Origin of the sequence: Shewanella sp. Isolate11, assembly GCF_022398315.1 — a bacterium.
GTDB lineage: Bacteria > Pseudomonadota > Gammaproteobacteria > Enterobacterales > Shewanellaceae > Shewanella.
The window spans coordinates 25,837-51,088 of sequence record NZ_JAKEVF010000001.1; the positions used below are offsets into that span (position 1 = coordinate 25,837).

Genomic DNA, 25,252 nt, shown 5'->3' on the forward strand with positions numbered 1-25,252 from the left:
ACCTATGACTAAACCTATCGTTCTTAGCGGTGCCCAGCCGTCTGGTGAATTAACCATTGGTAACTACATGGGCGCGTTACGTCAATGGGTTGCGATGCAAGATAGTCATGATTGCCTCTATTGTGTGGTTGATCTTCATGCGATCACGGTTCGCCAAGACCCCGCTAAGCTACGTGAAGCCTGTTTAGATACCTTGGCGCTGTATCTTGCTTGCGGTGTCGATCCGAAAAAGAGCACGGTATTTATTCAGTCACAAGTGCCACAGCATACTCAACTGGGTTGGGCGCTGAACTGTTACACCCAGATGGGTGAGTTAAATCGCATGACGCAGTTTAAAGATAAGTCGCAAAAGCATGCTAATAACATCAACGTGGGTTTATTTGGTTACCCAGTATTGATGGCGGCCGATATTTTGCTTTATCAAGCAAACGAAATCCCTGTTGGTCAAGATCAGAAGCAACATCTTGAGCTGACTCGTGATATCGCCACTCGCTTTAATAACGCTTATGGTGAAACCTTTACTATACCGGAGCCGTTTATTCCTGAATTAGGCGCAAAGGTGATGTCACTGCAAGATCCGCTGAAGAAGATGTCTAAATCAGATGATAACCGTAACAATGTTATCGGTTTGCTTGAAGATCCTAAAGCGGTTATGAAGAAGCTTAAGAAAGCGATGACCGACAGTGATGAGCCACCAGTGGTACGTTTTGATGTTGAAAATAAACCGGGTGTATCTAACTTATTAAGCTTAATGTCGGGTGTCAGCGGTCAGAGCATCGCCAGCATCGAAGCCGAGTTTGAAGGTAAGATGTATGGCCACCTTAAAGTGGCTGCGGGTGAAGCGGTAGTGGGGATGTTAGAGCCACTACAAGCTCGTTATAAAGAGTTTAGAGCGGATCAAAGCTTCCTTAATCAAGTGATGCATGAAGGTGCAGAAAAGGCGCAAGCTCGTGCAGAAGTGACTCTGAAAAAGGTTTACGAGAAAATCGGTTTATTGGTTTAACATCTAGCCTTAACTAACAAAGCCAGCTAATAGCTGGCTTTTTTGTATCAGGAAGTACTTATCTTCGGAGTTTATTTTAAACCCTTGGCTTAACTGTTTGGTGTATCAAATACCTTGATCACTTTACGCACGCCAGCGGTATTGCGGGTAATATCGACGGCTAAGTCAGCCTGATCCCGCGGCACTACGCCGAGCAAGAACACTTCTCCATTTTCAGTTACCACTTTAATCCGAGTCGTATCCAGCTCTTTATCGTTGATCATACGAGTCTTTACTTTGGTGGTGATCCAAGTGTCATTACTGCGTGTAGTAAATGAGGTTGGGTTACCAATACGGATTTGGTTATGGATCTTGCCGCCAAGATTAAGGGCTTTAACAAGGTTAATAGCCTTATCTCTGAGCATTGAATTGGGCGCCTGACCTATCATCAGCACGTTACCATTCATGGCTACGCCAGTAATGTTGGTCTGATTTCTTAAATCATCATGTTTGGCTAATTCGCTGGAGATTTGAAAATCGGCATTGGTATCGTCGAGCTGAGTAGAGAAACTCCGCTCGTCGTTAATCATCATGGCACCACCGACTGTACCGACCAGTACCGCGCCAGCACAGCCTTGGAGCATCAATACAATTGCAATTAATGGGAGCAGAGCTCTCATGCTTGCTCGTCCTGTGGGAATAGGGTGCGGTCGATATTGTCACATAAGCAGTGGATCACCAGTAGGTGAACTTCTTGAATACGCGCCGTGACATTAGACGGTACGCGCACCTCAACATCATTGACTCCCATTAAGCCGGCCATGGCACCGCCATCTTTACCCGTTAGCGCGACGATAGTCATATCACGGCTTAATGCGGCTTCCATCGCTTTAATAACGTTGCCCGAGTTACCGCTGGTTGAGATTGCTAATAAAATATCGCCCGGCTGGCCTAAGGCTAAAATCTGCTTAGAGAAAATCTCGTCATAGCTGTAATCATTACCGATAGCGGTAATGGTTGAAGTATCGGTTGTTAGCGCAATTGCAGGCAATGGTGGACGCTCAATCTCATAACGGTTTAGTAGTTCAGCAGAGAAATGCTGTGCGTCGCCAGCGCTGCCTCCGTTACCACAGGCTAGGATTTTGTTACCACCTAATAAACACTGCACCATCATCTCAGCCGCTTTTTCTATCGACTCAGGTAGCGCTTCAGCTGCATCGATTTTAGTTTGAATCGAATGAGTAAAGCTGTCTTTAATGCGTTCTAACATGGATTGTATCCTTAAAAAAATAAAACGGTTCAACTCGCCTCTTTAGGTCGTGATGAGGCTTATCGATCACTAAAATGCATTGGTGATCCAATTGATCTCGCTGGCATCGATGGCAACCACGTCGAAGCGACATTCAACATCGAGTTGGTTGCATTGCATATAATGGCTCGCCGCACGGCGTAACCGGTTAATCTTGCCCTGACTAATGGCTTGTAACGCACCGCCGAATTGTTTCGATTGGCGGTATTTTACCTCAATAAAAACCCATTTTTGACCCTGTTTCATGATCAGGTCAATTTCACCGAAGGGATAGCGAACATTACGTTCGACCAATTTCAGCCCTTGTTGTTCCAAATAACGTAACGCCGCATCTTCTCCACGTTGGCCTTGGGTTAGATGCTCGGCTTGGCTCATAGTGGTGTCAAATTGCCACGCTGATAACGTCCCCAGTTCAACTGACGGTTGATTGTACCATCGGGTGAGGCTGAAAGCAGTCCGCTAAAACCTGAATATTGATACCCGGGTAGCGCACGCATTTGAGCTAGTTTACTAACAAGCGCCAGTGCATCATAACCCATACCATACAGTCGTTTTTGACCATTATTCCAAGTTGGCCACAGCGCAGAAACGGATGCCGATTCAGGATTAGGCTGCAACAGCATAGGAATATCACTGATGGTTAAGTTGTTGAGCTCTTGTGCCGCATCACGGGAGTTACTCTCAATACGACTACGGCTGGTGGTATACAGAGGCACGGGTTGGGCGAAGACACTGAAATTAACATCGATAAAGGGCTTTAGCAGTGGTAAATCTTGGTTGCTGGATATCATGTAAATGGCATCAATATCACGACGTGATCTAAAATCGGCCTCAATGTTATTACCAAGTATGGCTTTGATACGGGCGATGCGCTCTTTACTGTCGATAACACCAAGTGACTTTTGCACTGTCACCTTCATCTCATCACCGCCGTTATAGAAGTGAACTTCAGCGTCTAGTCCGGTCAGTTTCTGCCATTTCTCATTGAAAGCCGCGGCCATGCGTTTGCCTATGCTGTCATTACTGGCGAGCAATAATGGTGTATTAATGCCATCATCGAAAAGCTTTTGCGCGGCATCGATAGCTTCATCTGTTGGCGAAAGTGCGAAGAAGAATTGGTCGTTGTTATGGCTGAGATTATCGGCGTTGTTGAGGTACAACTGCGGAATAGTGAGCGCAGGTGTTTCCGCTGTGGTGCTGTTGTGCTCAATTTGTAGCAGCGTGTCTACCTCTGACGGTAAGAGCGGGCCAATAATAAACTCAGCACCTGCAGTCACAGCCTGTTGATAGGCCACTTGCACGCCTAAGGCTGTATCGTAAAAATTCACTGCTACCGAATCGTCAGGGTTGGCAAGATAACTTGAGATAATGCCTTGTTTAACCGGATTTGCCAGTGCGGCTCTTTGACCTGTTAAGGGCAGTAAAACCGCAATGTGCTTTGGTTTATAGGGTTTAGTATTTAATGCTCGCTCAAGATCTGTCGGCAGCTTTAAGGCGCCTGGATGGCTTGGGTTTTCATGCTGCCAATCGCCTAAGCGTTGTACAAGCACTTGTGGGTCGGCGGCGTAATGTTTAGCGATATAGGCCAGTTGTAACCAACCTGCAAAAATGGGGTTGCTGTTATCTTGGCTAAATGACAATAAGGTCTGCTCATGCAAAGGTTGTAAAATAGCCCATATCTCATCATTGACTTCGTTGGCTTGTTCGCTTGGTAGGTAAGTACTTAACCAACTCAATTGTCTGGCTTGTTCGATAGGCTGTTTGGTTAGCTTGTACAGTTGCGCCCTTAGTTGGTAGTAAGAGACCATCTGCCAATTGGCTAATTGCCAGTTGCTTGGATACTCGAGCTCTTTAAGGGCTTCATCATAAGTCGAAGTGAGTTCTAAAACGCGTGCCGTTAGATATTTGTGTTCTGCTAACAACTCTGGCTTTTGGACTAAGCTGGTTTTAATCGATGCTAATGTTTGTGCCGCATTGCCTGTATCACCTTGATTAATAAAAGCGTGTGCAGCAAGAAGCATATAGCGGTCACGCTGTTCTGGCGATTTTGCATTGGCGGCATCAGCCAAATATTGGCTGGCATTTAGTGGTGCGCTGACTAAGGAAACTGAACGCGTTTCTTGTTTGACCGGCTTTGTGCTGGTGGCACAGCCGAATAAAGTGGTCGTTAAAAGCGTAACAATAATGAATTTAGTTGTATTCAGTCTTTTTAACACAGGTCTTCACTCTGGTAAGATGCTCGCTGTAGTTTAACCTTCTCTTACGCCAGACGAAAGTCTTGTGATAATCATTGCAGAGGTAGATATGGACCTGTCGGTCGCGCTTTACATTGTTCCTACGCCCATTGGCAATCTTGGAGACATCAGCCCTCGTGCTATTGACGTGCTAAATCAGGTGTCACTGATCGCCTGCGAGGACACCCGTCATAGTGGAAAATTATTGAGTCACTTTGGCATCGAGACCCGTAAGACGGCCTTGCATGATCATAATGAGAGAGATCGTGCCCAGTGGATTATTCAAAAACTGTCGGCTGGAGAAGCTATTGCCTTGATCTCTGACGCAGGTACGCCATTGATTTCAGACCCTGGCTATCATTTAGTGTCCCAGGTGCGGGAAGCGGGATTTAATGTGGTGCCGTTGCCGGGACCCTGTGCGGCCATTACGGCTTTATGTGCATCGGGTTTACCTTCAGATCGATTTTCATTCGAAGGTTTTTTACCTGCGAAAGAGAAGGGGCGACTGGATAAACTCGCTTCGCTTAGCGAAGACCCCCGCACACTGATTTTTTATGAATCACCTCATCGAATCGTCCACAGTCTGGAGTCGATCGTGACGGCTTTAGGCGATGAACGCCATGTCGTGATGGCTCGTGAAGTGACTAAAACGTTTGAGACCTTCCTATCTGGCACCGCCGCCGAAGTACTAGAAAAGGTAAAAAGCGACCCCAATCAGCAGAAAGGGGAAATCGTACTCATGTGCCACGGTCACCGTAGTATTGAAGAAGAAACCGTGCCAACAGTGGCAGTTAATACCCTAAAACTCCTTAGTGATGAGTTACCGTTGAAAAAGGCGGCGGCCATTGCGGCACAAATTCATGGTTTAAAAAAGAACGCCTTATACAAACATGGTCTTGATATTGGTTTGTAATCTCTACGATGCAAATTTAAGTTGTTATGTCAGATGCATCATCTGGGCGCAATATAAGGTGGTGCGGCGTTTATCATTAGGCTATAATCCGCGCCGAGTTGGCTAGACAGTTGCCGCGTTCAATAGAACGGGGAGGAAAGTCCGGGCTTCATAGAGCAGGGTACCAGGTAACGCCTGGGCGGTGTGAACCGACGACAAGTGCAGCAGAGAGAAGACCGCCAATCTTCGGATTGGTAAGGGTGAAAGGGTGCGGTAAGAGCGCACCGTGCGGCTGGTAACAGTCCGTAGCAAGGTAAACTCTACCCGAAGCAAGACCAAATAGGGTTCCGTATGGCGCTGCTCGCGTTGGAACCGGGTAGGTCGCTTGAGCCTGTGAGCGATTGCAGGCCTAGATGAATAACTGTCCACGACAGGACCCGGCTTATCGGCTAGCTCATTGAATATGTGGTAATCGTCTGTTTTCAGGCGGTTACCCAATTCTCTTACCTCAAATTATTCAATTGGTACACAACTTGAGACAAAAGTTGGTACACAATGCGCTATATCTTCCAAAGAAATCATATCTATTATTTTCGCTACAAAGTCCCAAGTAGATTTTTGAGGTATGGTTACCGGTTAAAGCTTACTTTCCTAAATCTACGCACGCTATATGTTATTGCTACAGGGGGATCGATCTTAAGTTGAGTCGCTCGGTTTTCAGTTGAACTTAACTCCTATCTTTTTCAAGTAAACCCATTAGTCCGACCAGGGCGGCAAATAAAACGCCCGCCACTGGCCAGATAATCCAGGTGACTCCCCAATTCATCGTCCATAAGCTCCAGCCCAGATAGATAGCAACCGTTAATGGCCAGTAAAATGGCGCGAGTTTGATAGCGTGTCGCTCACTGTGTGTTAAATCCCTGTTTTTGTCACCTTCATTCAGTATGTGCTTATAGGCTTCATGTTGGGCTGAAGCCGGAATAATAATCCATAGTCCTGCCGTTACGATAAACAGCAGGACGGGCAACATTAATAATACCAAATAGTCTTGACCGATAAATATAACAACTAGCAACAAGGGGATAGTGCTGGTAATAAACAAGGTAATCGCGAGTGATAATTTGTTGTTATAGGTTGGGGTAAAGGCTTCCTGCTTTTCGCCGCATGCACTGTGCACGCCATACGCGAGTTCAAACGGTGCTTTATCTATAGGGGCCAAGGCGCTGCTATATTGATTGGTTGAAATCACCTGTCTGATCCCGGCTGCAACCATTATAAAAATGGATATTAGCCCCAAGGCAACTGCAATATCCGCATCAAGAGCAACATTTTCATTTTTTGACAAGGCCAGTAAGAAAAACAACGGGACAGCCGAACAAACAAAGCATGCGACCCCTTTCGCGGTTAACTGAGCCTGTGCTGTTATATTGTCAATATAGCTCAGCGCCTGTTCAAGGTTTACCTGAATGACATCGGCCTCAGAATTTTCACTCAGGTATTCAGCGGTGTCTATATCATCTTTAAGTAAAAAGTCTGTTGATACATTAAATAATCCGGCCAGTCTGATAATTTTATTCAGGTCGGGAATGCTATTGGTGCTCTCCCATTTGGATACCGATTGTCTGGAAACGTTCACCTTGTCCGCTAGTTCTTCTTGTGACCAGCCAAGCTGCTTTCTTAATTTGATGATTTTCTCTGATAGAATCATGGTGTGCTCTCATGTTTTTTGAAACCGCCATCAGATTATAAATTACGCCAGTTGCAGGCCAGCAAGCTGGCTTGGTATTTTGTCAACCGGTGGTTGCATTGAGCAATTTTATAGAGAAAAAGCTAAAACAAATAGCAACTTCCTTATGATTTTAAACTTTTTAACATCCAATCTTGCCAGTGGTTTTATCGGCCAACTCGTCCCATTTCAGATAGCCTATTGAGTGTTTAAGCGGCTATTTAATCTCCATTATTATTTATGCGCCATTTCTATAAGTGTGTTGGTTACTCTAATGCCCGAGAGAATGGAATCGATTCCCCTTGTTGATCGTTGTGCGGCTGGCTTGCCAGTATTTGAGCGATGCTTAATAGGTTCTGGCTAATTTTCTTGGCTTTTTCTGGAGGAAATTTGTTCGCCAATGATTGCTGCAATTTCTCTTGTACATTACTGACAATCGCTTGTTTATCCGCTTCAGTGACGGCTTGTTTTAATTGTTTAACGCTGCTGGCGAATGTTTGCAGCTCTTCAATGACATGAGTATCTTTTAGAGAAGCAACGACTTGTAAGTCTTCTGCAGTTGCGTGTTCGACCTTGTTATCCAATGTTGTGAGTAGATGGTCGACTTTGTCGAAGGTGAGTTCACTTCGCTCGACGATGGGGCTGATGGCACTTTCTTGGAGCAGGTCAGTAAACTGATGTACCGTGGCGTAAAGGAGAAACGCAATCACAATGATCGGCAACAGGAGACCGGTAAATAGTCCCACCCAAAAATTGTTAATACCTGCGATGAAGTTTTTCATAATGCGCCTTTGATAATCACCGAAAAGTTTAAATTAGTTGAAGTGGGTGAATTAATCCAATTTGCTTAATTTAATTAAATTTTTATCGGGTTAGTTATCCATATTGTGCAAACTTAGGCTTGACATCGTGCAGTAAAATCACGCTTTAGTGCATGACAAGCGCATATAAAACCACAGGTAGAATAGGCACGACATTAACGATAACGAAGGCTATAGGCAGTATGCTTAAGAATTGCATACCTTGTTTGCCAAACAGCGCCAAAATATTTAAACCAATGACAATTAAGGCACCAATGCTGGCAATGTTGATCAGTAAAGAAATGGTTAGCATTTGATGTATCAGTGAAAGTTCATCGTAAATACCAGAGTTGGCTATATCAATCAGTGCTGCTTCTCGGTTGGCTACGGTTTTTGCAATCCACGCTTGGGTGATGACTTCGGCTGCTTGAGCATTAAAGCCAAGATCGTTTAGCAACAAATGTGGATAGTAGACGACATGGCTCCAATCGATATTAAATTTGTTTATCGAATTTCTTATTAGTTCAAAGAACATAATGGTGATGGCTTTATTGGCGATCAATTTACTCGCACCCACCAGATATTTGACAATATAGCCAGCTAGGGTTTTATTGGCACTTTTGGATTCGGCATCCATTTCTGGGCCGCTCATCATAGGAGTGGATTTCCCTGTGTTAAATGGCAGGGCTAAGATTACGATCAACAAGGGAAGTGCCAAACTGGCGATGAGAATTTGGTATACCGGAATACCTAAGGCTGATATTGAAATACAGCTGATCCCACCGGCAGAGCTAAGGCTAATCAGCAGTACCATATAGCGATCACGCAGGCTTAATTTGATGCGTTCTGTTTTAAGAAAAAGCAACAAGTTTGAACAGCCAAGGAAAAAAGTCAGACCAAATATCTTTTGATTTAAGTTGAGTTTAGATTTGTTAAAGGAGTAATCCAGCTTTTGATTAACCCAATAATGGATCACGCCAATAAAAGCGCAAATCAACATGGCCCTGGGAGCGATGTCACTTAAAAATTGCTGAGTAATACGCAGATTTGGTGTAAAACCATCTAGGGGTGTATTGGTGATAGCAAATATCGTCACGACCAGCATCATGAAGGATATTTGTAGTAATTTAATGTTCGGTTTTAATCGCTGTCTATAGCTCAAAATTAAACAACAAGCTTAAATATAATACGTTTATTATATCGTGTCCGAGAGCGGCCTTAGGCGATGGGGGACACATATTTTGATCTTGTATGAATGGAATGATAAAAATGTGATGTTTAAATCATCAGAGTTGCTTTTGTAGTGCCGGCAATGAAATTTGCAGCTCTTTAGACTGTCAGTTGCGATTTTTGTAACATTTTTCAAGAAGTTTTCTCGCTATACTGCAGTATATTATCTGATGGTTAGGGGCCTTTAAGGTGCATATCGATTTTTTATCTACCATTCCTCTCATAGCATCTACGGGCTGCCTGACTCGTACAGCAGAACTGATGGACGTTTCATCTTCGACTATTCATAAGCGCTTGAAAAAAGTAGAGACATATTACCAAATCATTATTTTTGAAAAAGCTAATGGCAAGTTGGTTCTTACCAGCGATGGTGAAGTGTTGCTTGATCGCATTAAGCAGATAGATGAGATCAATGCCTCGTTGATAAATCATGAACAGTTTCATAGCAATCAAGTTCATATTGCTATGAATCAAGGTGTCGCAGTCCGTTTGGTTAGGGAGATTATCTCTGATTATTTTAAGGAACATAGTCACTTGTCATTAAAAATTTCGACGATAGCTTCTCCTCAGAGTATTGAAAATTTTCGTGGTGATTTTGCGATTACCACAACGAGTATGAATAACCCTAATTTTATCTATCACGTTATCGATGATATGACATGCTATTTTGTGGCCAGTCTCGACTATCTAGACAAGCATGGTGAACCCCAAACTATTGAAGATTTAAGTCAGCATAATGTGATTGTGACCCCCATTGAAACGGTTAATGATGGCTATTTTTTTTGTGAAACCTTTGATGGTCTAAAATGCCAATTTAAATTAGTGAGCAGTATTAGTGTCGATTCGAAGTTTGTTTCTGATGAATTTGTATTAAGTGGTGATGGTATTGGTTTGATCCCATCTATCAGCTTGGCGGCAGGGAAATATAAAAATGTGAAAACCCTGTTTAATGGCACGATACAGAGTAAAAGCTTAGTGCAAGTAGCGGTTAAGCAAAATACCCATTTAAGTCCGGCTGCAAAGGGATTAATGGATAAAATCGTCAATAATTTCAGTATTCATTACGTTTAGTTAGGGGATGACTTTTTGTTAAGAATAGATGGTTCTATTACTTGGGGAAAAAAGCCGCCTTTAGTTTTAACTGGCTATAAATTAACTAGAGGCGGGTGGCAATTTATCTTGTCGTCATTTGGTTAGGCATTGGCAACAAGATAGGGGCCTACACAGAGATTGATGATGTTTTACTGATTGGTATTAAGCGTTACAAGTGAACCTTGATGCCGATATTAAGTGCATCACCTGAATAATCGTCGTTAAATTTTTCAGGAGCCTTATCATATAAAGCGCCCTCAACGAAGAAAGAAACCGCGTCACTGTATTTGTAATTAATACTCGCTATGATGAGCGACTGAGACTCATCTTCCCAGTTACCTTCATAGGTTTTATGTTGGTAAGAAGCACCGAATGTTAACTTGTCAAATTGATACTTGATAGCACCAACATAAGTGTTTTTTGCTGCACTTTGAAAGCCATTTTTGACGCTAAAGGCATTATCTGTAAGCTCTGCTAGCGCTGCGACCGTTAGATTGCCGAATTGAGTGTCTGCACCAATAGAATATCTATTGTAATTTTCTGCAGCGTTGGCACTTCCTGGTGCCATCTCTTTGTCGACGATAACAAGGCCTGCACTGAGATTGAATGGTTTTGATGTATAAACGATACGTCCGGTTGTTACGTCGTTGTCTGCACCGTTATCTTCTTTCGGAGTGGTGATTGACGTAACAAAGCGCAATTTACCACTGCCTACATCAAATCTCGGTGTACCGTAGGCAAATACATTGGTTCCGTATGTGGCTTGCTCCCAGAGCATGTTATTGCTACTGGCTAACTCTCCGTTATTTGATGGGTGGATATCTACACGTTGGTACATATCTGTATAAATACCAGAGTAAGAACGTCCAAGTACAAGTGAGCCATAATCTGTAATTAATATTGCTCGCCCAAGAGTAACTTGAATGTCATCTTGACCACGTTGACTGAAGTTATCTGAATATTGAGCTTCAAGTTCATATTTAACCTTAAAGTCATCAGCCGTATAGAAGCCATATGAGCCTAGGCGAACGAGCTGGGTTTCCGCTTGAAAATCTTTTTCTGATTGAGAAATGAGCTGCCCTTGGCCATCGGCATAAAATTGTGGTTCAAAGCTAGTTGCATGAGAAATAAATGGAACAGCCATTAACGCTGATAAAACTAATGTTTTCATGTGAATATTCCTTGAAAAAGCCATCGGACAACTGTCCGATGGCTTTTACATCCGAGGAGTTACTTGTTAAATGGAGGAGTAATGATTGTCGCTCGGTATCCTGGTGCACCAGGAGCCATGCCATGAACCCAAATTTCGACTGCAGGCTTGTCTTCACCGTGCTCAAATTCAAGGATCTTACCAATCGTTTTACCTGCATAAAGACCGGTACTCATTGATGCAACAAGGTTTGAATCTTTATCTGGGTAGTATTCAGTAATAGACGTCACGGGCGAATAGAACTCATAACCGCGATCTTTACCGTATTCCCATACTTGCTTAACCGTCATTTTTTTCTGATCGATAACGTATTCAACAGCACGAGTGTACTTATCTTCAGGCATAATAGGTTGTTCGTTGAAGCGACCATCACCGTTATCTAGTACAAATAGGTTGAAATTACGTTTTCCAGAATCTTTACCGATATAAGCTGTGTGTTGAGTCCAAGTGAAATCGAAAACGTCTGTATCAGGACATTTACCTTTCGCTGTACACTCAATCTTACGACCTTTGCTATCGACAGGTTGTAGTACTTTTTTGGCTAATTCGCCTTTCCAGCCTTCTCTAGCACCTAAGATCCATTTAACTTCATTATCTTTACCAATCTTGATGTTGGCAGATTGGTGACGTAATGAAAGAATAATAGAATCATCATTTTCATCGTACGCAACAGAGTTTACGTGTGCCCAGTTACGACCAGCGCCAACACCTGGGATATCGCCATATGGTGCATTCTTAAGCTGATCTAAAGACGCAGTTTGGCCTGCATGGTCGGCATCAACGTTTAAACAAACTGCACCCATATCTAAGCCTAGTAAGGTCACGTCACGAGTGTTATCTAAGATTTTATTCAAATCCCACTCATGTACGACTTTTCCTTGCGGATCGACTTCAATGATATGGTCACGAATCGTCGTTACATGATCACCCACTTCGTTGATATAGTCTTTTTTCGCTACACGGATGATCATATTTCCGTTAGGACGATGATGAATATCATGTGAGAAGTCAGCATATTGTCCTGGAAGGTCGCGAGAATATACATGCTCACCCATCAGACTCATTCTGTGATAAGCCTGACCAGCACCCCAAACGAGATCTTTGCCGACTTGCTTAATACCCATGACATAACCCGTTTTACGATAATGGTTAGCATCACGGAAAGCCTGGTAATCCATATACCAACGTAAATCACCATTGGTATCGTACATGCTTAGGGTTGGAGAGCGATCCCATAGACCAGCACCAGCAGCTTGGGGGTTGTTATGTGTCACGATTGAGCGTTGTGCACCATCACCAAAACCATCAACTAGATAGAGACGATCTTTAAACTTCTTAGAGGCTGCAACTTTAACTTCACCCACTAAAGATGAGCTTTTTGCATTTGCTTGTGGAGTAAATTTAATGCCACCCGTTCTCATATTGAATGTATGAGTCTGAGTTTTACCGTCTTCTTTCCAGTCAACTTTAACTTTATTTTGGTAATCAGCATAAAGACCGAATACAGGAATGCCTGAATGCTGTAATAGCTCATTACTTGCGACATCATAGCTGATATCAACGCCTTTATCGCCTTTGCCCAGTACGGTTACTTTTACATTGGATAGGCTACGGTTGCTTGGGATATCAATAACCGCAGTGAGAGGTGCATAACCATATTTGTTCATAAAAATAGTACCAATGACTTCGGTACCTGTTGAATATACTGCCATGCCTCGTGCAGATTTTAATGAACTCGCTTCTGCTACTGTGGCCATGCCTGCGCAGCTTACAGCAGCGACCAATAAAGCAATATTTGTAAATTTCATAGTAACTCCAAGATTTAAAAAATTTAAATTGAGTGCTTATTTAATAATTACTTTCTATTGAACCAACTTTTGATCCAGCCGATAGTTGCTGCGCCTAATCCGATAGTGAAAACGGTGTAAGCGATGATGCAGTATTCAGCCATGTTTAAACCAAGTAGTGACCAATCATCTTCACCACAAATACCTGATGGTTGGAACTCAAATGGGAACCACTCATGTAGTGGTAAACCAAGTGGGAATGAAGGTTCTGTTGAACAAGCAGCTCCACCACCACCAGCGGCAAATAGGTCACCACCCATTGCCATGGCATCGTCTAATGCGTGTGCGGTGTGGTGTAACTCGGCTAGTTCAATCGACCAAGCCATACCTTGAAGTACGCCATACCAAGCGATATACATACCTATGACTTTCAACCATAAATTGGTTGGTTTTATGGCGATAATTAGGCCTGCAAATAAAATACAGAACTGGCTGTATCGGATATAAACGCAGATTTCACAAGGATCCATTGCTAAGAAAAGCTGGAAGTAGCCCATAGCAGATAAGATTAGAAATGCTGCTGCACCACTCATAAGGAACCAAACCCTGCGCTGGTTTTGCCATTCACTTAATGTTTGAGTTGGTGAAGTTTTTAAGTCGCTGAAAGCTTTTGATAAATTAATCATGATGGGCCTCTATTACTTCTTTGAAAGGTCAGCAATGAGTTCATCAAGCATGGTCATTGAACGAATTGAAGAGGTTTTGATGAGATATTTACCATTGACTACAATTGCAGGAATGCCTTGAATTTTTGCGATTTCAACACCAGCATCATCCCATTTTTTGAGTAGCGCTTTTACTTCAGGAGAGCCCGCTTTCTGCATGAAATCTGCTTTACTCAGATTTAGCTCTTTTGCACCAAAATCATAAACTTCTTCGGTGTTAGTGAATTTTTCATGCTTGTCGTGGTAGCGGGCGTAGAGTGCCATTTTCGTTTTTTTGTATTCGGTATCACCTAATACTTTTGCTACAGCAATGACAGTGGCTTTTTCTTCGCCAAATGGAGGTTTGGTTGAAATATGGTAAGCATCGTAGCTCATGCCGCTGGGCAGATTTTTAATCATATTTGGCATAACGGCTTTTTCATACTTGTAGCAGAAAGGGCAGTTTGCCGAGTAAATCTTGACGACTTGATTATCGGCTTTGAATGATTTATCAGCTAAATCAATGTAGTGAGTGCCTTCTTTATAATCTCCAGCCGTTGCGGCTAAAGATAGAAATAATGTGCTTACAGTAAGTAATTTTTTTAACATGATAAATATCCTTGAAGTTGGTTTGCTCTTAAGCGAAACGATTAATGTCTTCTGTGATGGACTAGATAAATTAATTGGGTTCGGAAAGATTTTATTGAAATTGACGCGGTGAATTAATGATCTGAGGGCAATGGCTTATTGCTTATCAGGCAATCGTTAGTGTGATCAGGATCTCGTGACAGCCTAAATGTGTGTTGCTTGTAGTGATACTCGGTATGGTGAAGTGTGATTTATGTCAGCTTTTTGATTATGTTTGAGTTCAATGTGTGTCTTTTTTCAATATTTTTCGCAAAAAAAGGGTTATTGCCGCTATTGAACTTGAGGCGACAGCATCGAATGACGCCATTGCAGGTTTAGTTTGATTTCAGACATGAAAGTAAGCGTGAGTTGTACATGATAAAAGTGAGATTGAATAGAAAGGGTAATAAGAGTCATCCAGTTAACACGGGATAAGCGAGCTGATTGCGCATGGGAAACCGAGCAGCCATAGCGGGGTACATCTATTTTAATTCGGCTGCCGAGCGGATACTTAAATACTGATTCTGTTTAGAAGGGGATCCCTTTCATTGCTTTAATAGCGTTTTATTTCCTTCTGCTTGGTAAGCTTTGCCGTAAATAACTCAGTAAACCTGTTGCTGACACCCAGGCTAACCCGAGTCCGGCTAAGAGAATTAGCAGCTGATATATGCCATTTATCCCATATCCTGAATGCAGAGGATATGTCTGATTAATCAGGCGATATTGCCACGGTAGCTGATCGGCTACCTCCGTGGCTTCCATATTGCCCGAGCTTTGATCGACATTGATGTAGGTTCTGCCATTGGAGTGCCATTCATTGCTTAATCGATAGCGGAAGCGATAATGGCTGACCTCGTCTTGAGGAAAACGAATATAAGTCGGCCAACTTGCAGGTAATTGTGACTGCGCGAGCCGCATTGCTTGCGTGGCAGATAAACCGTCCTGCGATAAAGCTTGCTCAGGAGTGATGGAACGCAGTGGCAAGGCGGGTAATAATGGCGTAACCACTTTTTGCCACATCATAATCGCTGCAGTAAATACGATGATGGCCAAGACTGGAGTGACAACGATACCTGTATGACGATGAAACTGCAGCATCATCTTCATTTTCATCGGCCAAGGTTTTACAAAGCGCCAACGAAATCCTTTTTTCCCCGGCCACCACAACCACACGCCACTGAACAATAAAAATAATGACAATAGCGATGACAATAGTAATAGCGTTTTACCTGTCTTATCTAATAGCAGCTCGGTATGCAGATGGTGCACCACACTGAGGCCATCGAGCAGCCATAGATTTTGCTGGTAAGGTTTTAAGGTGCCTATTGCATATAATTGATGTTGCCCATGTTGATCGGTGAGAGTCCAATAAGGCTCCTGTTGGTTGGGGGCTTTTGCTCTTACAGCGTTTTGCAGACTAGCGAGCTGCGCGATGTTATCTAACTGTGTTGCAATTTTTTGTGGCGAATAATCTTGAGGCAGTGCCGCCTGCTGAGCGACAAAAAAGTGAATGATTGGTTTTTTATACACCAGAATAGTGCCAGTTAGCGACACGATAAGGAGTGGTAATAAGGCGCAAATCCCTATCCAGCGATGCCAAAAGCGTAAGCGAAAAACTGCAGATTTCATTGTTATATATTTTGTATCTAACAGAGCCTCACTATAACTGAAGCTCTGCTAGATAATCAGCCTAATTGATTAAAAGTTTAACTGGTAAGAAAGGGTAAAGCTACGCCCTAAACCTTTGAAGTTACGCAAATCATTTGGGTTAGATTGTGAGTAATAGGTGTAGTAATCCGTGTTGGTTAGGTTTTGTACGCCTAATGTTACCGCGCCAGCGACAACATCCAGAGTGGCACTTAAATCAAGGGTGGTGTAGCCATCAAACTGGTTTACTACATCACCATTACTATCTTCACGGTCTCTATCAAGCAGATGATTTACTTGTAAGCGAGTCGACAAACTATCGGTCCAGTATCTATCCCAGCTTGCATTGATTCGGTTTGGCGCAATATTCGAGCCACCAAGATCACTATCGACTTTACCATCTTGGTCTGAATCATATCGACCTTCAGCAATAGCCAACCTTAACCCTAGAAGGTCTGCATCACTGACGGTCCAGTTTACGCGAAATTCAACACCATCGACTTCAGTTTTTTCTCTTTTTACTGTGTAGATCCCATCAACGCCACGTTGTAAGCGTTGGCCGAAATCAGAGTCAGAGGTGTAGTAAGCCATCTGCGCTTGTAGGTTTGTTCCATTATATTCGATACCCAGTTCGGTGTTTTCAGTCAAAATTGGTTTCAAATCGAGGAAGGTTTCTACACTTTGGCCAGGCGTGTTGATGCCTCGTAAAACACGACCGACATCAGGCATAGAGAAGGCTTCAGAGTAATTAGCAAAGACGCGCCATTGTTCGGTAACTTTATAGGTTCCGCCTAAGTTATATAAGGTTTGTGAAAAATCAGGGTTACCGCCTTTTACAAATTGGCTGCCGTATGAGGCTAGGGTGGTAAAATCATCTACTTCAAGTTTTGACTTTTCATAACGAACACCTGCGGTAATTGTATAAGGAGCGTCAGGTGCAAACTCTAACTGAGCATAGGGGGCATAGTTGGTATATTCTGTTGGTGGCACCCAGCTACGTCCGGTTTGAATCAATGCTTGCCAGGTTTTGTCTTTTAACATGTCCAAGCCATAAATCAGGTCGACAGGCAGCTCAAACATCTGGCTATTGACCAAAGTAATTTTCATCCCGGTTTTTTCTGAATTATTTTGAGACTGGTCAATTAAGTCACTACCGTAAGCCGGATCTTGGAAGGTTTTAAGCGGAGTGCCTTCTGCACCATAAGTTGCTTCGAATTCTTGACGGAAAAGCTGTACAGAGAGTTTTTGGCTGAAGAAATCTTCGTTGTTGTAGCCTAGGCTGACTGTGGTTACCGCATTTTGTGCCGCTTCACCATCGGCGCTTCCTTCGATTGCCGAACTTGGAATATCGGCATCAACATCACCAGCAACCGAAAGCCAATTGTTGTTACCTTCGATTTGATAGCGGTTAACCATTAGCTCTATACGTTGTTGATCCCAGTTATAGCCCGTTTTGAGGAAACCATCGAAGGTTTCCGAGTCCATGGTATCGCCCTGAGTATTATCCACGCCAATCAGATTGCCATTAGCGTCATAAGCCATACCACTATGGCGGTAAGAGAGCGCCGCTAGTATGTCAGCATTATCCCAGCTGTTCGATAAGCTGTAGCTGACGCCATAATCCCCACTCTCAGCGAGGTCTTCAGTTTGAAATCCTGTGTCAATTTTGATCTGCTGATTTAAGCCTTGTTTAGGCTTTTTGGTGATTAAGTTGATGATACCGCCAGCAGCACCTAGACCATGAATGGCATTTGCACCATGAATCACTTCAACTCGCTCGATTAAGAATGGGTCTATGGTGTGTCCGTCACGACCGCCGCTACGTAATGGATTTGATTGAGGCACACCATCAATTAGGTATAGCGGTTTTCTGCCACGTAAACTCTCACCTGCACTGGTCATCTTTTGGCGACTAGGGGAAAAACTAGGAACCAGATTGCCGAGCACGGTCGATAGATCATTATTCAGCGACAGTTGTTGCGCTAATTCGGCTTGGTCGATGATGGTGATGGTATTGGGAATTTGGCTAAGTGGTTTTGCAACACGAGAGGCGGTGACCACGATTCTTTCGTAACTTTCTGCACTTGGAGTGGTTTCTGTCTCCTCTGCAAAGGCTTGTCCGGCCATGAATTGTCCAGCCAAAATGGCAAGGGTAAGTTTTGACAGATTGAAGTTCATACATTCACCTAAAAATCTAATTTACAGCTATATTTTTATGAACCGAAATGTAAATGAGAATCAATATTATTTCAATAGGTATTTGTATTATGGTTAAACTAAATTAGAGGATGTACTGAAAAAGGAGAACTTTGGTGATCGAAGTCACTTTTTGTTAACAAATTCTGAGGATGTCTCCTCAAATGAGATCAGGGGAGTCGCTGAAGTATTATTTGCTGTGAATAGGGAGTAAGGCTAGTTGCTGTTCGTTCATTATTATCTGAATACTTTAAAGTCCACTCCTTGATTCGATAAGAATATTTCAGCGTCGGGTCCTTGTAACATGGCCATGGTCGATAACATTCCGGCCATTAAGCAGTTTGGTGCGAGTACGGTAACTGAGCGCGGCGCAGCTTCAACTGGATAGCCAGTAAAGGGATTGATAATGTGGCCGTAAAGTTTGCCGTTGTGTTTGATATAGCGGCGAGTATCACCGCTGGTGGCGAGAGCACCCTGGCGAATTTCTAGCAGTGCAGCCGCTTGATCTAGGGCATAGGGGTTTTCAATGCCGACTTGCCACGGCTGGCTTGGAAGCGTTTTAGCAACGGGGCAGGCAATATCACCACCAAAATTGACCAGTACCGAAACCTGTGGCCAGCGCTGAGCGATTAGGCTTGCAGCGCTGTCGACCGCGTACTCTTTGGCTATGCCGCCAAAGTCTAAACTCATTCCTTTCGGCAGGGTTAAGCTGCTGGCGTCAAACTGCAGCGCGGAAAAACCGATAAAGGCTTTAGCGGCTTGGATCGCTTTATCTGAGGGAAGTGGGGTTTTAGCTCCCTTCTCGAAGCGCCACAGCTGCATCAAGGGGCCGGCGGTGATGTCGAATTGGCCGTCGCTGAGTTGGTAGCATTGCTGGGCAAAACACAAAAGGCGGTGAGTTTCGGCATCGATGGTGACCGATGGGTTATCGCTGTGATTCAGCTGCCAGAGGTAATTATGTTGCAGAAAGCGGCTATATTTGACCTCAATTCGTTTAGCCTCATTCATGGCTGTTATCAATATCGCCTCAGCCATTGCCTCGTTATGGCTATCGATCAGGATTTCGCAATGGTTTGCCATTGAGTAAAAGTGACCGATAAAGCCCCAGGGACGGGGCTCAAGTTGACACTCTTGTACGCTATCTTGCTGACGAGACATGTTACTGCTGCCTTGTTCTAAAAACTAATAGCTAGAACGAATAGCTAAATTGCGCCACGATGGCTTTTACCTCTGGGAACAGTTGCTGTTGCTGTAACTGACCAAAAAGCTCGGTGCCATTATTGTCGGGGGTTTGTTGGTAATACTCCAAGCGATAACTCAGTTCATTGCCGCCCGTCAAACGTTGGCCGAACTTTACCCCTAAAGTATAGGCGCTCATATCTCCTATGCGGTAGTCGGCACTGGCATATTTAGGTAGTGGATTATTATCGAGCAAAAACGGAGTATAAAATTCGGCCGCCTGCTGCTGATAGTAGCGCAGGTGTAATTGACCATAGAAGTTACCAGAGAAATAGTATCGATAATGGGTTTCTAAGGTATGTGACTGAATATCCCAATCATCACTACTAAATCGATACGAAAAATCGATAACGCCTTTTTGCAAAGCTCCTTTAGCCATCATAAATACACTTTGCTTGAGTCGAGAGTCGGGGCGATTTTCATACAGATAATTTAATGTTGTGCCGCTATTATCGACTTGGCTTAATACTTTATAAGGGTCAGTCAAATAGCCTGATACCGAGGACAAGCTGTAGTTTGCCTGGAATAACCAGTGCCGACTCAATACTTGGGTCAGGCTGACCATGGCATCGAAGGTATTTTTATTGTCTGAGCTATCGATACGAGTATTGTCGAATGCGGCCTGATAGGCGGCTTCGGTGAGGTAATCACTTCGATGTGCCATAGCGGATAAGGCTACTGGGCGTCCACCTACTGGGTCGACAATATCATAGGTGTAACCACCTGAAAGCGCTAAGGTTGTGTTGTTCTTATTAAAATTGTGCTCGACACCACCGTTAAGGCCAAGAGAGGTATAGTCAAATTCCCTAGAACCATATACTCCAGTGTTCACTTTCCAGCGCGGAGCTAGAATCTCACTCCAGTTTGCGCTGAGTTGTAAACGGGTATCTTGAAAGGTGTCATCCAGTGGAGTGTCGCCTGCAGTAACTTGATATTCCCCTTTACCTGATGGACGGGTAAACGTCTGGCTGTTGTTTTGTGCTACGGCTCCCGAAGCTGAGGCACCAGTTAGGCTATCTACTACGATTTTGGCATTCAGTAGGGATTTATCACCAAAGGACTTTTGTACATTACCTATGGCTTCGACTGCTTGCACTCTATCTTGCTCGCCGTAATACATAATTGCGGCATCGACTTTTAAATCATCCTGGCTGGGGTCTTGGGTCACCGCCTGCGCCGATTGTCCCACCAAGGCATAACTGGCTACTGCTAGGGCTTTGGCGATATTTTTATGTGATGTTAGTTGCATCCACAGCCCCCGCCGGCAAGCGCGCGACCCCCACTGGTTCCCTCTTTGCTGAAGTAGATATGATCATCGAGGGCCAAATCCAGTTTTTCCGCATCAAGCGCCATATCGGCTCTCGCGAGTTGATCTTTTTCCCAGGGCTGAACACCTAGGCTTGAGCAGCCAGACAGGCTGCAGGTAATGAGGATGGCAAGTAGGGTTTTCTTCACGGGTTACTCCTTAAGCAGACTTACGAGCTCTTGCTCATACTGCGCTGCATACTCTTCGAAGAAGCCAACATGGTTTTGAACCAATTCACCTTTTTTATTAAATAGATAGCTACTTGGCATACCTTGTAGGTCAAATGCTTCGGCGGCTTTGGTTTCGGGATCAAAATAAATTTTAAATTCGGCGGGAAGTTTAGTTAGAAACTCCTCGGCTAATGCTTTATCGGTATCAAGGTTAATCGCTACTATGACTAAGCCTTGAGCGGCATATTTCGCGTGCATGGCATTCATCCAAGGAAATGATTTACGGCAAGGGCCGCACCAGGATGCCCAAAAATCCACATAAACCACCTTGCCTTGGTATTGTTCTAAGGTGACGTTTTCACCTTGAGCATTTTGTAACGATTGTGACAGCGAAGGTGCAGCGTTGGCGGGTTGAACCCAACTGGTCATGATCAGTATGATTAAGCTTAAAACGACTCTCATCATTATTCTGCTCCGCTAAAAATGGTTTTTCACCTGAAAGCGCCACTCCCAACTGTTGACGTGTTCGCCTGAGTTGTAGGGCATTGAAAAATCGATATGGGCGACATTACCGTAGCTGGATCGTGACGAATAGATTCTGGCGCCGATACCAATGCTGCCAATAGGTTTAGTGGTTTCGTTATTTTGATCTGGACCGCCACTAGCTTGACCATAATCGGTAAACAGTGCCCAGCCCAGTTCAGCTATTTGATACAGATTCAGGTTGGGGTAATTACGCAGCTCAGCTGTCACTAACCATTGATTGTCACCATGTTGATAATCGTTGGGATAGCCTCTGACTCCAGTTTCATCTCCCATGGCAAATGTGCGGTCGAGATAGTTGTTTTTTGAGGTACTTAAGCGCACTTTGGAGTAAGCCGTCCATTTGGGGGCGATTTGATAAAAATATTCTGCTAGGGCTGTTGCCTTAAAATAATCGGCTTGGGTGGTGGCAAAGGTACCTTCGCCTTTGAGAGCCAACATAAGCAGGTGGTCGTCTTGTTGAAATCCACGAGATGAAAACAGATTAAGGTGATAACCTACAGGGGAGCTGTCGCCTGTGTCTAAGGTTTCAAACCCTAATTTAATATAATGTTGCCAGCCTAAATTAAAGTCTTCGTTTTTATTAATCAGGTGTACGTTGTTTAGCACCCGAAAGTCATCTTGTAGATATTGAAAGCTGACCCAGGGATAAAGGAAGTCACGGTCTTGGGGTAATGGTGAGTTAGGAAAGCTAACGATGTTGTCAAATTGGTTTTTATCTTGGGTTATCCCCACAGATAGTCGAGTACGCCAATCATCCTGTTTATTAATACGCCAACCATATTGTAGGTTGGCGTAATCAATTTTATGTTCGAACTCATTAATATCCATGCCGTTCTGACGTATGGTATCGACGCGTAAGTCATTGACATAAGTCGTTGAATACATATTGGTATCGTCGAGGGTGTAAAACGGCTTAGTAAAGTCCACCATGGCGGCTTCGCCATCGCTGTTATCATAAAAGTTAACCGATAGGGTGGAGTGCCTTGCCAAGCTGTCCATTGGCACCCTGAATGCCAGCTTATAACCCGTTCGATTGGCATCCGATTGGTATTTAAGCCGGGTGCGAATACCATAACCTAAGAGGTTATCTTCTTTTAGACCTGCAGAAAATGTGTTTTCTCCACCGCTACGACCAGCACTGAATGTCGGTAATAACGACCAATTATCCCAAGTTTCGACCAAGATGCTCTGTGAGCCATCGGGGGCACTTTCCGCTTCAGGGTCGGCTTCTGCAAAGCTGACTTTAGCATCTCGAATATAAGGTTCTTTACGTAAGATACGCTGGGCTTCATCGAGATCTTTTTGAGTAACCGCTTGGTTTTTTTCAAAGCTCAGATGATTGAGGGTGGTTGATTCGCGGGTGTTGATATGTAAATAGTTCGCCCAACGATGGATGAAAAATGCATCGGGATCCGATTCATCAAAAATGGCATGACTAACGACGACAATGTTACTGGCGGGTTGAGTTTTTACTTCAGTATCTTGCTTACCAGCTCTAACATCGTCTTCCGCTTTAAGCTCTTGAGCAATAACAAGTTTACAAAATAGCAAACTCAATATGGCCAAAGTTGCGCGTGAAACATAAGACATAAAGCAATCCAAGTTTATATTTTTGTTATTTTTTAGGTGCTGCTTTTACACATGTAACAGTGTGTTATAACACACTGTTAGTAGGGATTAGTCAAGGGAATAAAGGCTGAAAAAGTAACGATTATAATTGTGTAAACGCTGATGTAACCAAGCCGGTGACATCAGCATGTTTGTGGGGCTATAGGGTGCCGCGTGGAGGTACTGCAACGTTGGCGAAGATCAGCCCTGCAATCAATGACATGAAAATCAGGAATATTTGTGAGCCGATATGAGACTGGTTCAGCATGGTCTCACCTAGGATAAGGGTATTGAGACCGATATAGGTTTTGCTGCCAGGAACCAAAATCACTATGCCTTGCAGTAGAGCGATTGAAGCGGGTGCCTTCATCCAGCGTGCGTATAAGTTGGAATAAATGCCGACAGCTAAGGCGCCGAAAAAAATACCAATAGATTCACCGAGATAAATGCCTGCTAGCATGGCGGAAAAGAAGGCGATGATCCCAGCAAAAATCCCCCAAGGTGAATCTTTTAAACGGGCTTTAAAGATGATCACCAAGGCAGTTGAAAGGATAGGTACAGCCGACCATATTGCCCAGCGCGGAAGCGGCTCGGGTTCAAAATAGATTGCTTCACCGAAAATTGCGTTGCCAAGTACCATGCCAAATATAGCTCCAAAATAGAGCTTAAACAGCAACATACAAGCATCCATTATTCGCGCTGTGCCTGAGATTAAATCTCGGGCGGCTAATTCGGCTAAGCCTAAGGTGAGGGCGAGCCCGGGTACGAAAATGATGACACCTGAGAGGATCACCACCGGAATGTTGATATAAGGATCAAAATAAGCAATACCGCAGGCTGCAATAGCACACAGAATTGAGGCTAATGGTTCTAGAGATTCAGCCACGCGTTTAGAACGCTCGGCGCGAAACACTAAGCCATAAACCAGCAAACCCAACATGGCAGACCAAAAAACATCATGCCAGCTGGTGCCCATTAACATGGCAAAAGCCCCTGCTGAGCAGCCAAAAGCCAGTAAAGTCAGCAGCGAGCCATATGGGCTAGGTTTATTGGCAATCTCTTCTAAACGATCTAGGGCTTCTTGCAGGGTACGTTGGCCGGAAACCAGTTCACCGACTAATTCATCGGTACGAGCCAACGAACCAAGATCTAAGTCACCGGGGCGAACTCGGGCAAGGTGGTTATACTCTTGGTCGGTATCATGTTGCAACACGAAGGTCATGGTGGTGGGCGAAATTAGAAAGTAGCCCTCGATTCCCAATGATTTGGAAACCGTTTGTAGGTGAGATTCGAGTCGATAAGCTGGAGTACCAAACTTATGTAGCGCCTTACCTAGCTTAATAATAAAGCGACGCTTCTCTATAAATTCTTCGTTATCCAATGTTGCAGTCCATGAGTGCTAAAGCCCAGGGGGCTCGAATGCGCGCATATTAACCTATCTTTTACCAAATAAGTTAATGGCTTGGAAATTTTTTGACTAAAGCATAGAGTATCAAAAACTATTAAGGATAGAGATAACACATGTCAGTAGCAATTTCAGGGTTTTATATGGCATTAACTGCCATTATGGTGGTGTATTTTAGCTTGCGAGTGGTGTTATTAAGACGAAAACTCAAAGTGGGGCTGGGTAGCGGCGGACATGCTGATATTACCTTGGCCAATCGGGTGCATGGCAATCTAATGGAAAATGCACCCATCGCCATGGGATTACTGTTAATGGCTGAGTTAAATGGTTTGGCGCCTTTGTATTTACATCTGTTTGGCTTGAGTTGGCTGCTGGGACGAACATTACATGCCATCGGCTTGATTCAAGGTAAAGGTGGCTACCACTTTGGACGCTTTTGGGGCGTGTTAATTACCTGGGCGGTGCTGATTAAGTTAGCCGTGGTCAATATTGCTTTTTTTATTCTGCAGTAATTTGAGTTGTTGCTGCTTTTTTGTTCGCAT

General features: G+C 43.8%; 23 protein-coding genes and 1 other RNA gene. 5 read left to right on the forward strand and 19 right to left on the reverse strand.

Annotated elements, in window-relative coordinates; translation table 11 throughout:
- The first annotated feature begins 4 nt into the window (after positions 1–4).
- Entirely contained in the window at positions 5–1,003 is a 999-nt protein-coding gene (trpS, locus tag L1D21_RS00130) for a tryptophan--tRNA ligase (RefSeq protein ID WP_239843191.1), read from the forward strand.
- Between the two features lie 89 nt (positions 1,004–1,092).
- Here the strand turns inward: trpS and L1D21_RS00135 are convergent, their stop codons facing one another.
- The 4 genes from L1D21_RS00135 to L1D21_RS00150 form a co-directional block, all read right to left on the reverse strand.
- Positions 1,093–1,662: a BON domain-containing protein gene (locus L1D21_RS00135; RefSeq protein WP_239843192.1), complete on the reverse strand. Its 570-nt coding sequence runs from the start codon at positions 1,660–1,662 to the stop codon at positions 1,093–1,095.
- A complete protein-coding gene (locus tag L1D21_RS00140) occupies positions 1,659–2,252 on the reverse strand; it encodes a phosphoheptose isomerase (RefSeq protein ID WP_028764625.1) in 594 nt (197 codons plus the stop codon). Before L1D21_RS00140 ends, L1D21_RS00135 begins: the two co-directional genes overlap by 4 nt.
- A 69-nt stretch (positions 2,253–2,321) precedes the next feature.
- On the reverse strand, positions 2,322–2,666 hold the full coding sequence (locus tag L1D21_RS00145; RefSeq protein ID WP_239843193.1) for a YraN family protein: 345 nt from the start codon (positions 2,664–2,666) through the stop codon (positions 2,322–2,324).
- Positions 2,663–4,507, reverse strand: a complete 1,845-nt coding sequence (locus L1D21_RS00150) for a penicillin-binding protein activator (protein ID WP_239843194.1) — start codon at positions 4,505–4,507, stop codon at positions 2,663–2,665. The genes L1D21_RS00145 and L1D21_RS00150 overlap by 4 nt, the downstream gene beginning before the upstream one ends.
- A gap of 88 nt (positions 4,508–4,595) precedes the next feature.
- Here L1D21_RS00150 and rsmI point away from each other — a divergent pair, with 88 nt between their 5' ends.
- A complete protein-coding gene (gene rsmI, locus L1D21_RS00155; protein WP_239844149.1) occupies positions 4,596–5,438 on the forward strand; it encodes a 16S rRNA (cytidine(1402)-2'-O)-methyltransferase in 843 nt (280 codons plus the stop codon).
- Between the two features lie 94 nt (positions 5,439–5,532).
- Positions 5,533–5,878, forward strand: an RNA gene (gene rnpB / locus L1D21_RS00160) — RNase P RNA component class A.
- 266 nt (positions 5,879–6,144) lie between these two features.
- Here the strand turns inward: rnpB and L1D21_RS00165 are convergent.
- From L1D21_RS00165 to L1D21_RS00175, 3 genes are all read right to left on the reverse strand, one after another.
- Positions 6,145–7,125 (reverse strand): helix-turn-helix transcriptional regulator, encoded by a 981-nt coding sequence (locus tag L1D21_RS00165; RefSeq protein WP_239843195.1) that lies wholly within the window; start codon positions 7,123–7,125, stop codon positions 6,145–6,147.
- 284 nt (positions 7,126–7,409) lie between these two features.
- Complete coding sequence (locus L1D21_RS00170; RefSeq protein WP_239843196.1) at positions 7,410–7,925, reverse strand: hypothetical protein; 516 nt, start codon at positions 7,923–7,925, stop codon at positions 7,410–7,412.
- 145 nt (positions 7,926–8,070) lie between these two features.
- Positions 8,071–9,039 carry a hypothetical protein gene (locus tag L1D21_RS00175; RefSeq protein WP_239843197.1) on the reverse strand — a complete coding sequence of 323 codons (969 nt, stop codon included), beginning with the start codon at positions 9,037–9,039 and terminating at the stop codon, positions 8,071–8,073.
- 323 nt (positions 9,040–9,362) lie between these two features.
- Here L1D21_RS00175 and L1D21_RS00180 point away from each other — a divergent pair, with 323 nt between their 5' ends.
- Positions 9,363–10,244: a LysR family transcriptional regulator gene (locus tag L1D21_RS00180; protein WP_239843198.1), complete on the forward strand. Its 882-nt coding sequence runs from the start codon at positions 9,363–9,365 to the stop codon at positions 10,242–10,244.
- 190 nt (positions 10,245–10,434) lie between these two features.
- Here L1D21_RS00180 and L1D21_RS00185 read toward each other — a convergent pair whose 3' ends face one another.
- From L1D21_RS00185 to L1D21_RS00245, 12 genes are all read right to left on the reverse strand, one after another.
- On the reverse strand, positions 10,435–11,436 hold the full coding sequence (locus tag L1D21_RS00185) for a hypothetical protein (RefSeq protein ID WP_239843199.1): 1,002 nt from the start codon (positions 11,434–11,436) through the stop codon (positions 10,435–10,437).
- 59 nt (positions 11,437–11,495) lie between these two features.
- Complete coding sequence (locus L1D21_RS00190; protein ID WP_239843200.1) at positions 11,496–13,283, reverse strand: aryl-sulfate sulfotransferase; 1,788 nt, start codon at positions 13,281–13,283, stop codon at positions 11,496–11,498.
- 47 nt (positions 13,284–13,330) lie between these two features.
- Positions 13,331–13,948: a disulfide bond formation protein B gene (locus L1D21_RS00195; protein ID WP_239843201.1), complete on the reverse strand. Its 618-nt coding sequence runs from the start codon at positions 13,946–13,948 to the stop codon at positions 13,331–13,333.
- A gap of 12 nt (positions 13,949–13,960) precedes the next feature.
- Positions 13,961–14,575, reverse strand: a complete 615-nt coding sequence (locus L1D21_RS00200) for a thiol:disulfide interchange protein DsbA/DsbL (protein WP_239843202.1) — start codon at positions 14,573–14,575, stop codon at positions 13,961–13,963.
- 582 nt (positions 14,576–15,157) lie between these two features.
- Complete coding sequence (locus L1D21_RS00205; protein WP_239843203.1) at positions 15,158–16,222, reverse strand: PepSY-associated TM helix domain-containing protein; 1,065 nt, start codon at positions 16,220–16,222, stop codon at positions 15,158–15,160.
- 69 nt (positions 16,223–16,291) lie between these two features.
- Positions 16,292–18,418: a TonB-dependent receptor gene (locus L1D21_RS00210; RefSeq protein WP_275658870.1), complete on the reverse strand. Its 2,127-nt coding sequence runs from the start codon at positions 18,416–18,418 to the stop codon at positions 16,292–16,294.
- 255 nt (positions 18,419–18,673) lie between these two features.
- On the reverse strand, positions 18,674–19,594 hold the full coding sequence (locus L1D21_RS00220; RefSeq protein ID WP_239843204.1) for an FAD:protein FMN transferase: 921 nt from the start codon (positions 19,592–19,594) through the stop codon (positions 18,674–18,676).
- 31 nt (positions 19,595–19,625) lie between these two features.
- Positions 19,626–20,924 carry a DUF3570 domain-containing protein gene (locus L1D21_RS00225; protein WP_239843205.1) on the reverse strand — a complete coding sequence of 433 codons (1,299 nt, stop codon included), beginning with the start codon at positions 20,922–20,924 and terminating at the stop codon, positions 19,626–19,628.
- Positions 20,915–21,130 (reverse strand): DUF4266 domain-containing protein, encoded by a 216-nt coding sequence (locus L1D21_RS00230; RefSeq protein WP_239843206.1) that lies wholly within the window; start codon positions 21,128–21,130, stop codon positions 20,915–20,917. The genes L1D21_RS00225 and L1D21_RS00230 overlap by 10 nt, the downstream gene beginning before the upstream one ends.
- 3 nt (positions 21,131–21,133) lie before the next feature.
- A complete protein-coding gene (locus tag L1D21_RS00235) occupies positions 21,134–21,613 on the reverse strand; it encodes a TlpA disulfide reductase family protein (protein ID WP_239844151.1) in 480 nt (159 codons plus the stop codon).
- 15 nt (positions 21,614–21,628) lie between these two features.
- Complete coding sequence (locus L1D21_RS00240; RefSeq protein ID WP_239843207.1) at positions 21,629–23,287, reverse strand: ShlB/FhaC/HecB family hemolysin secretion/activation protein; 1,659 nt, start codon at positions 23,285–23,287, stop codon at positions 21,629–21,631.
- Positions 23,288–23,465: 178 nt separating this feature from the next.
- Positions 23,466–24,686: a threonine/serine exporter family protein gene (locus tag L1D21_RS00245; protein WP_239843208.1), complete on the reverse strand. Its 1,221-nt coding sequence runs from the start codon at positions 24,684–24,686 to the stop codon at positions 23,466–23,468.
- A 140-nt stretch (positions 24,687–24,826) separates the two neighbouring features.
- Between L1D21_RS00245 and L1D21_RS00250 the strand changes: the two genes are divergently transcribed.
- A complete protein-coding gene (locus L1D21_RS00250) occupies positions 24,827–25,222 on the forward strand; it encodes an MAPEG family protein (protein WP_239843209.1) in 396 nt (131 codons plus the stop codon).
- Positions 25,223–25,252 lie beyond the last annotated feature (30 nt).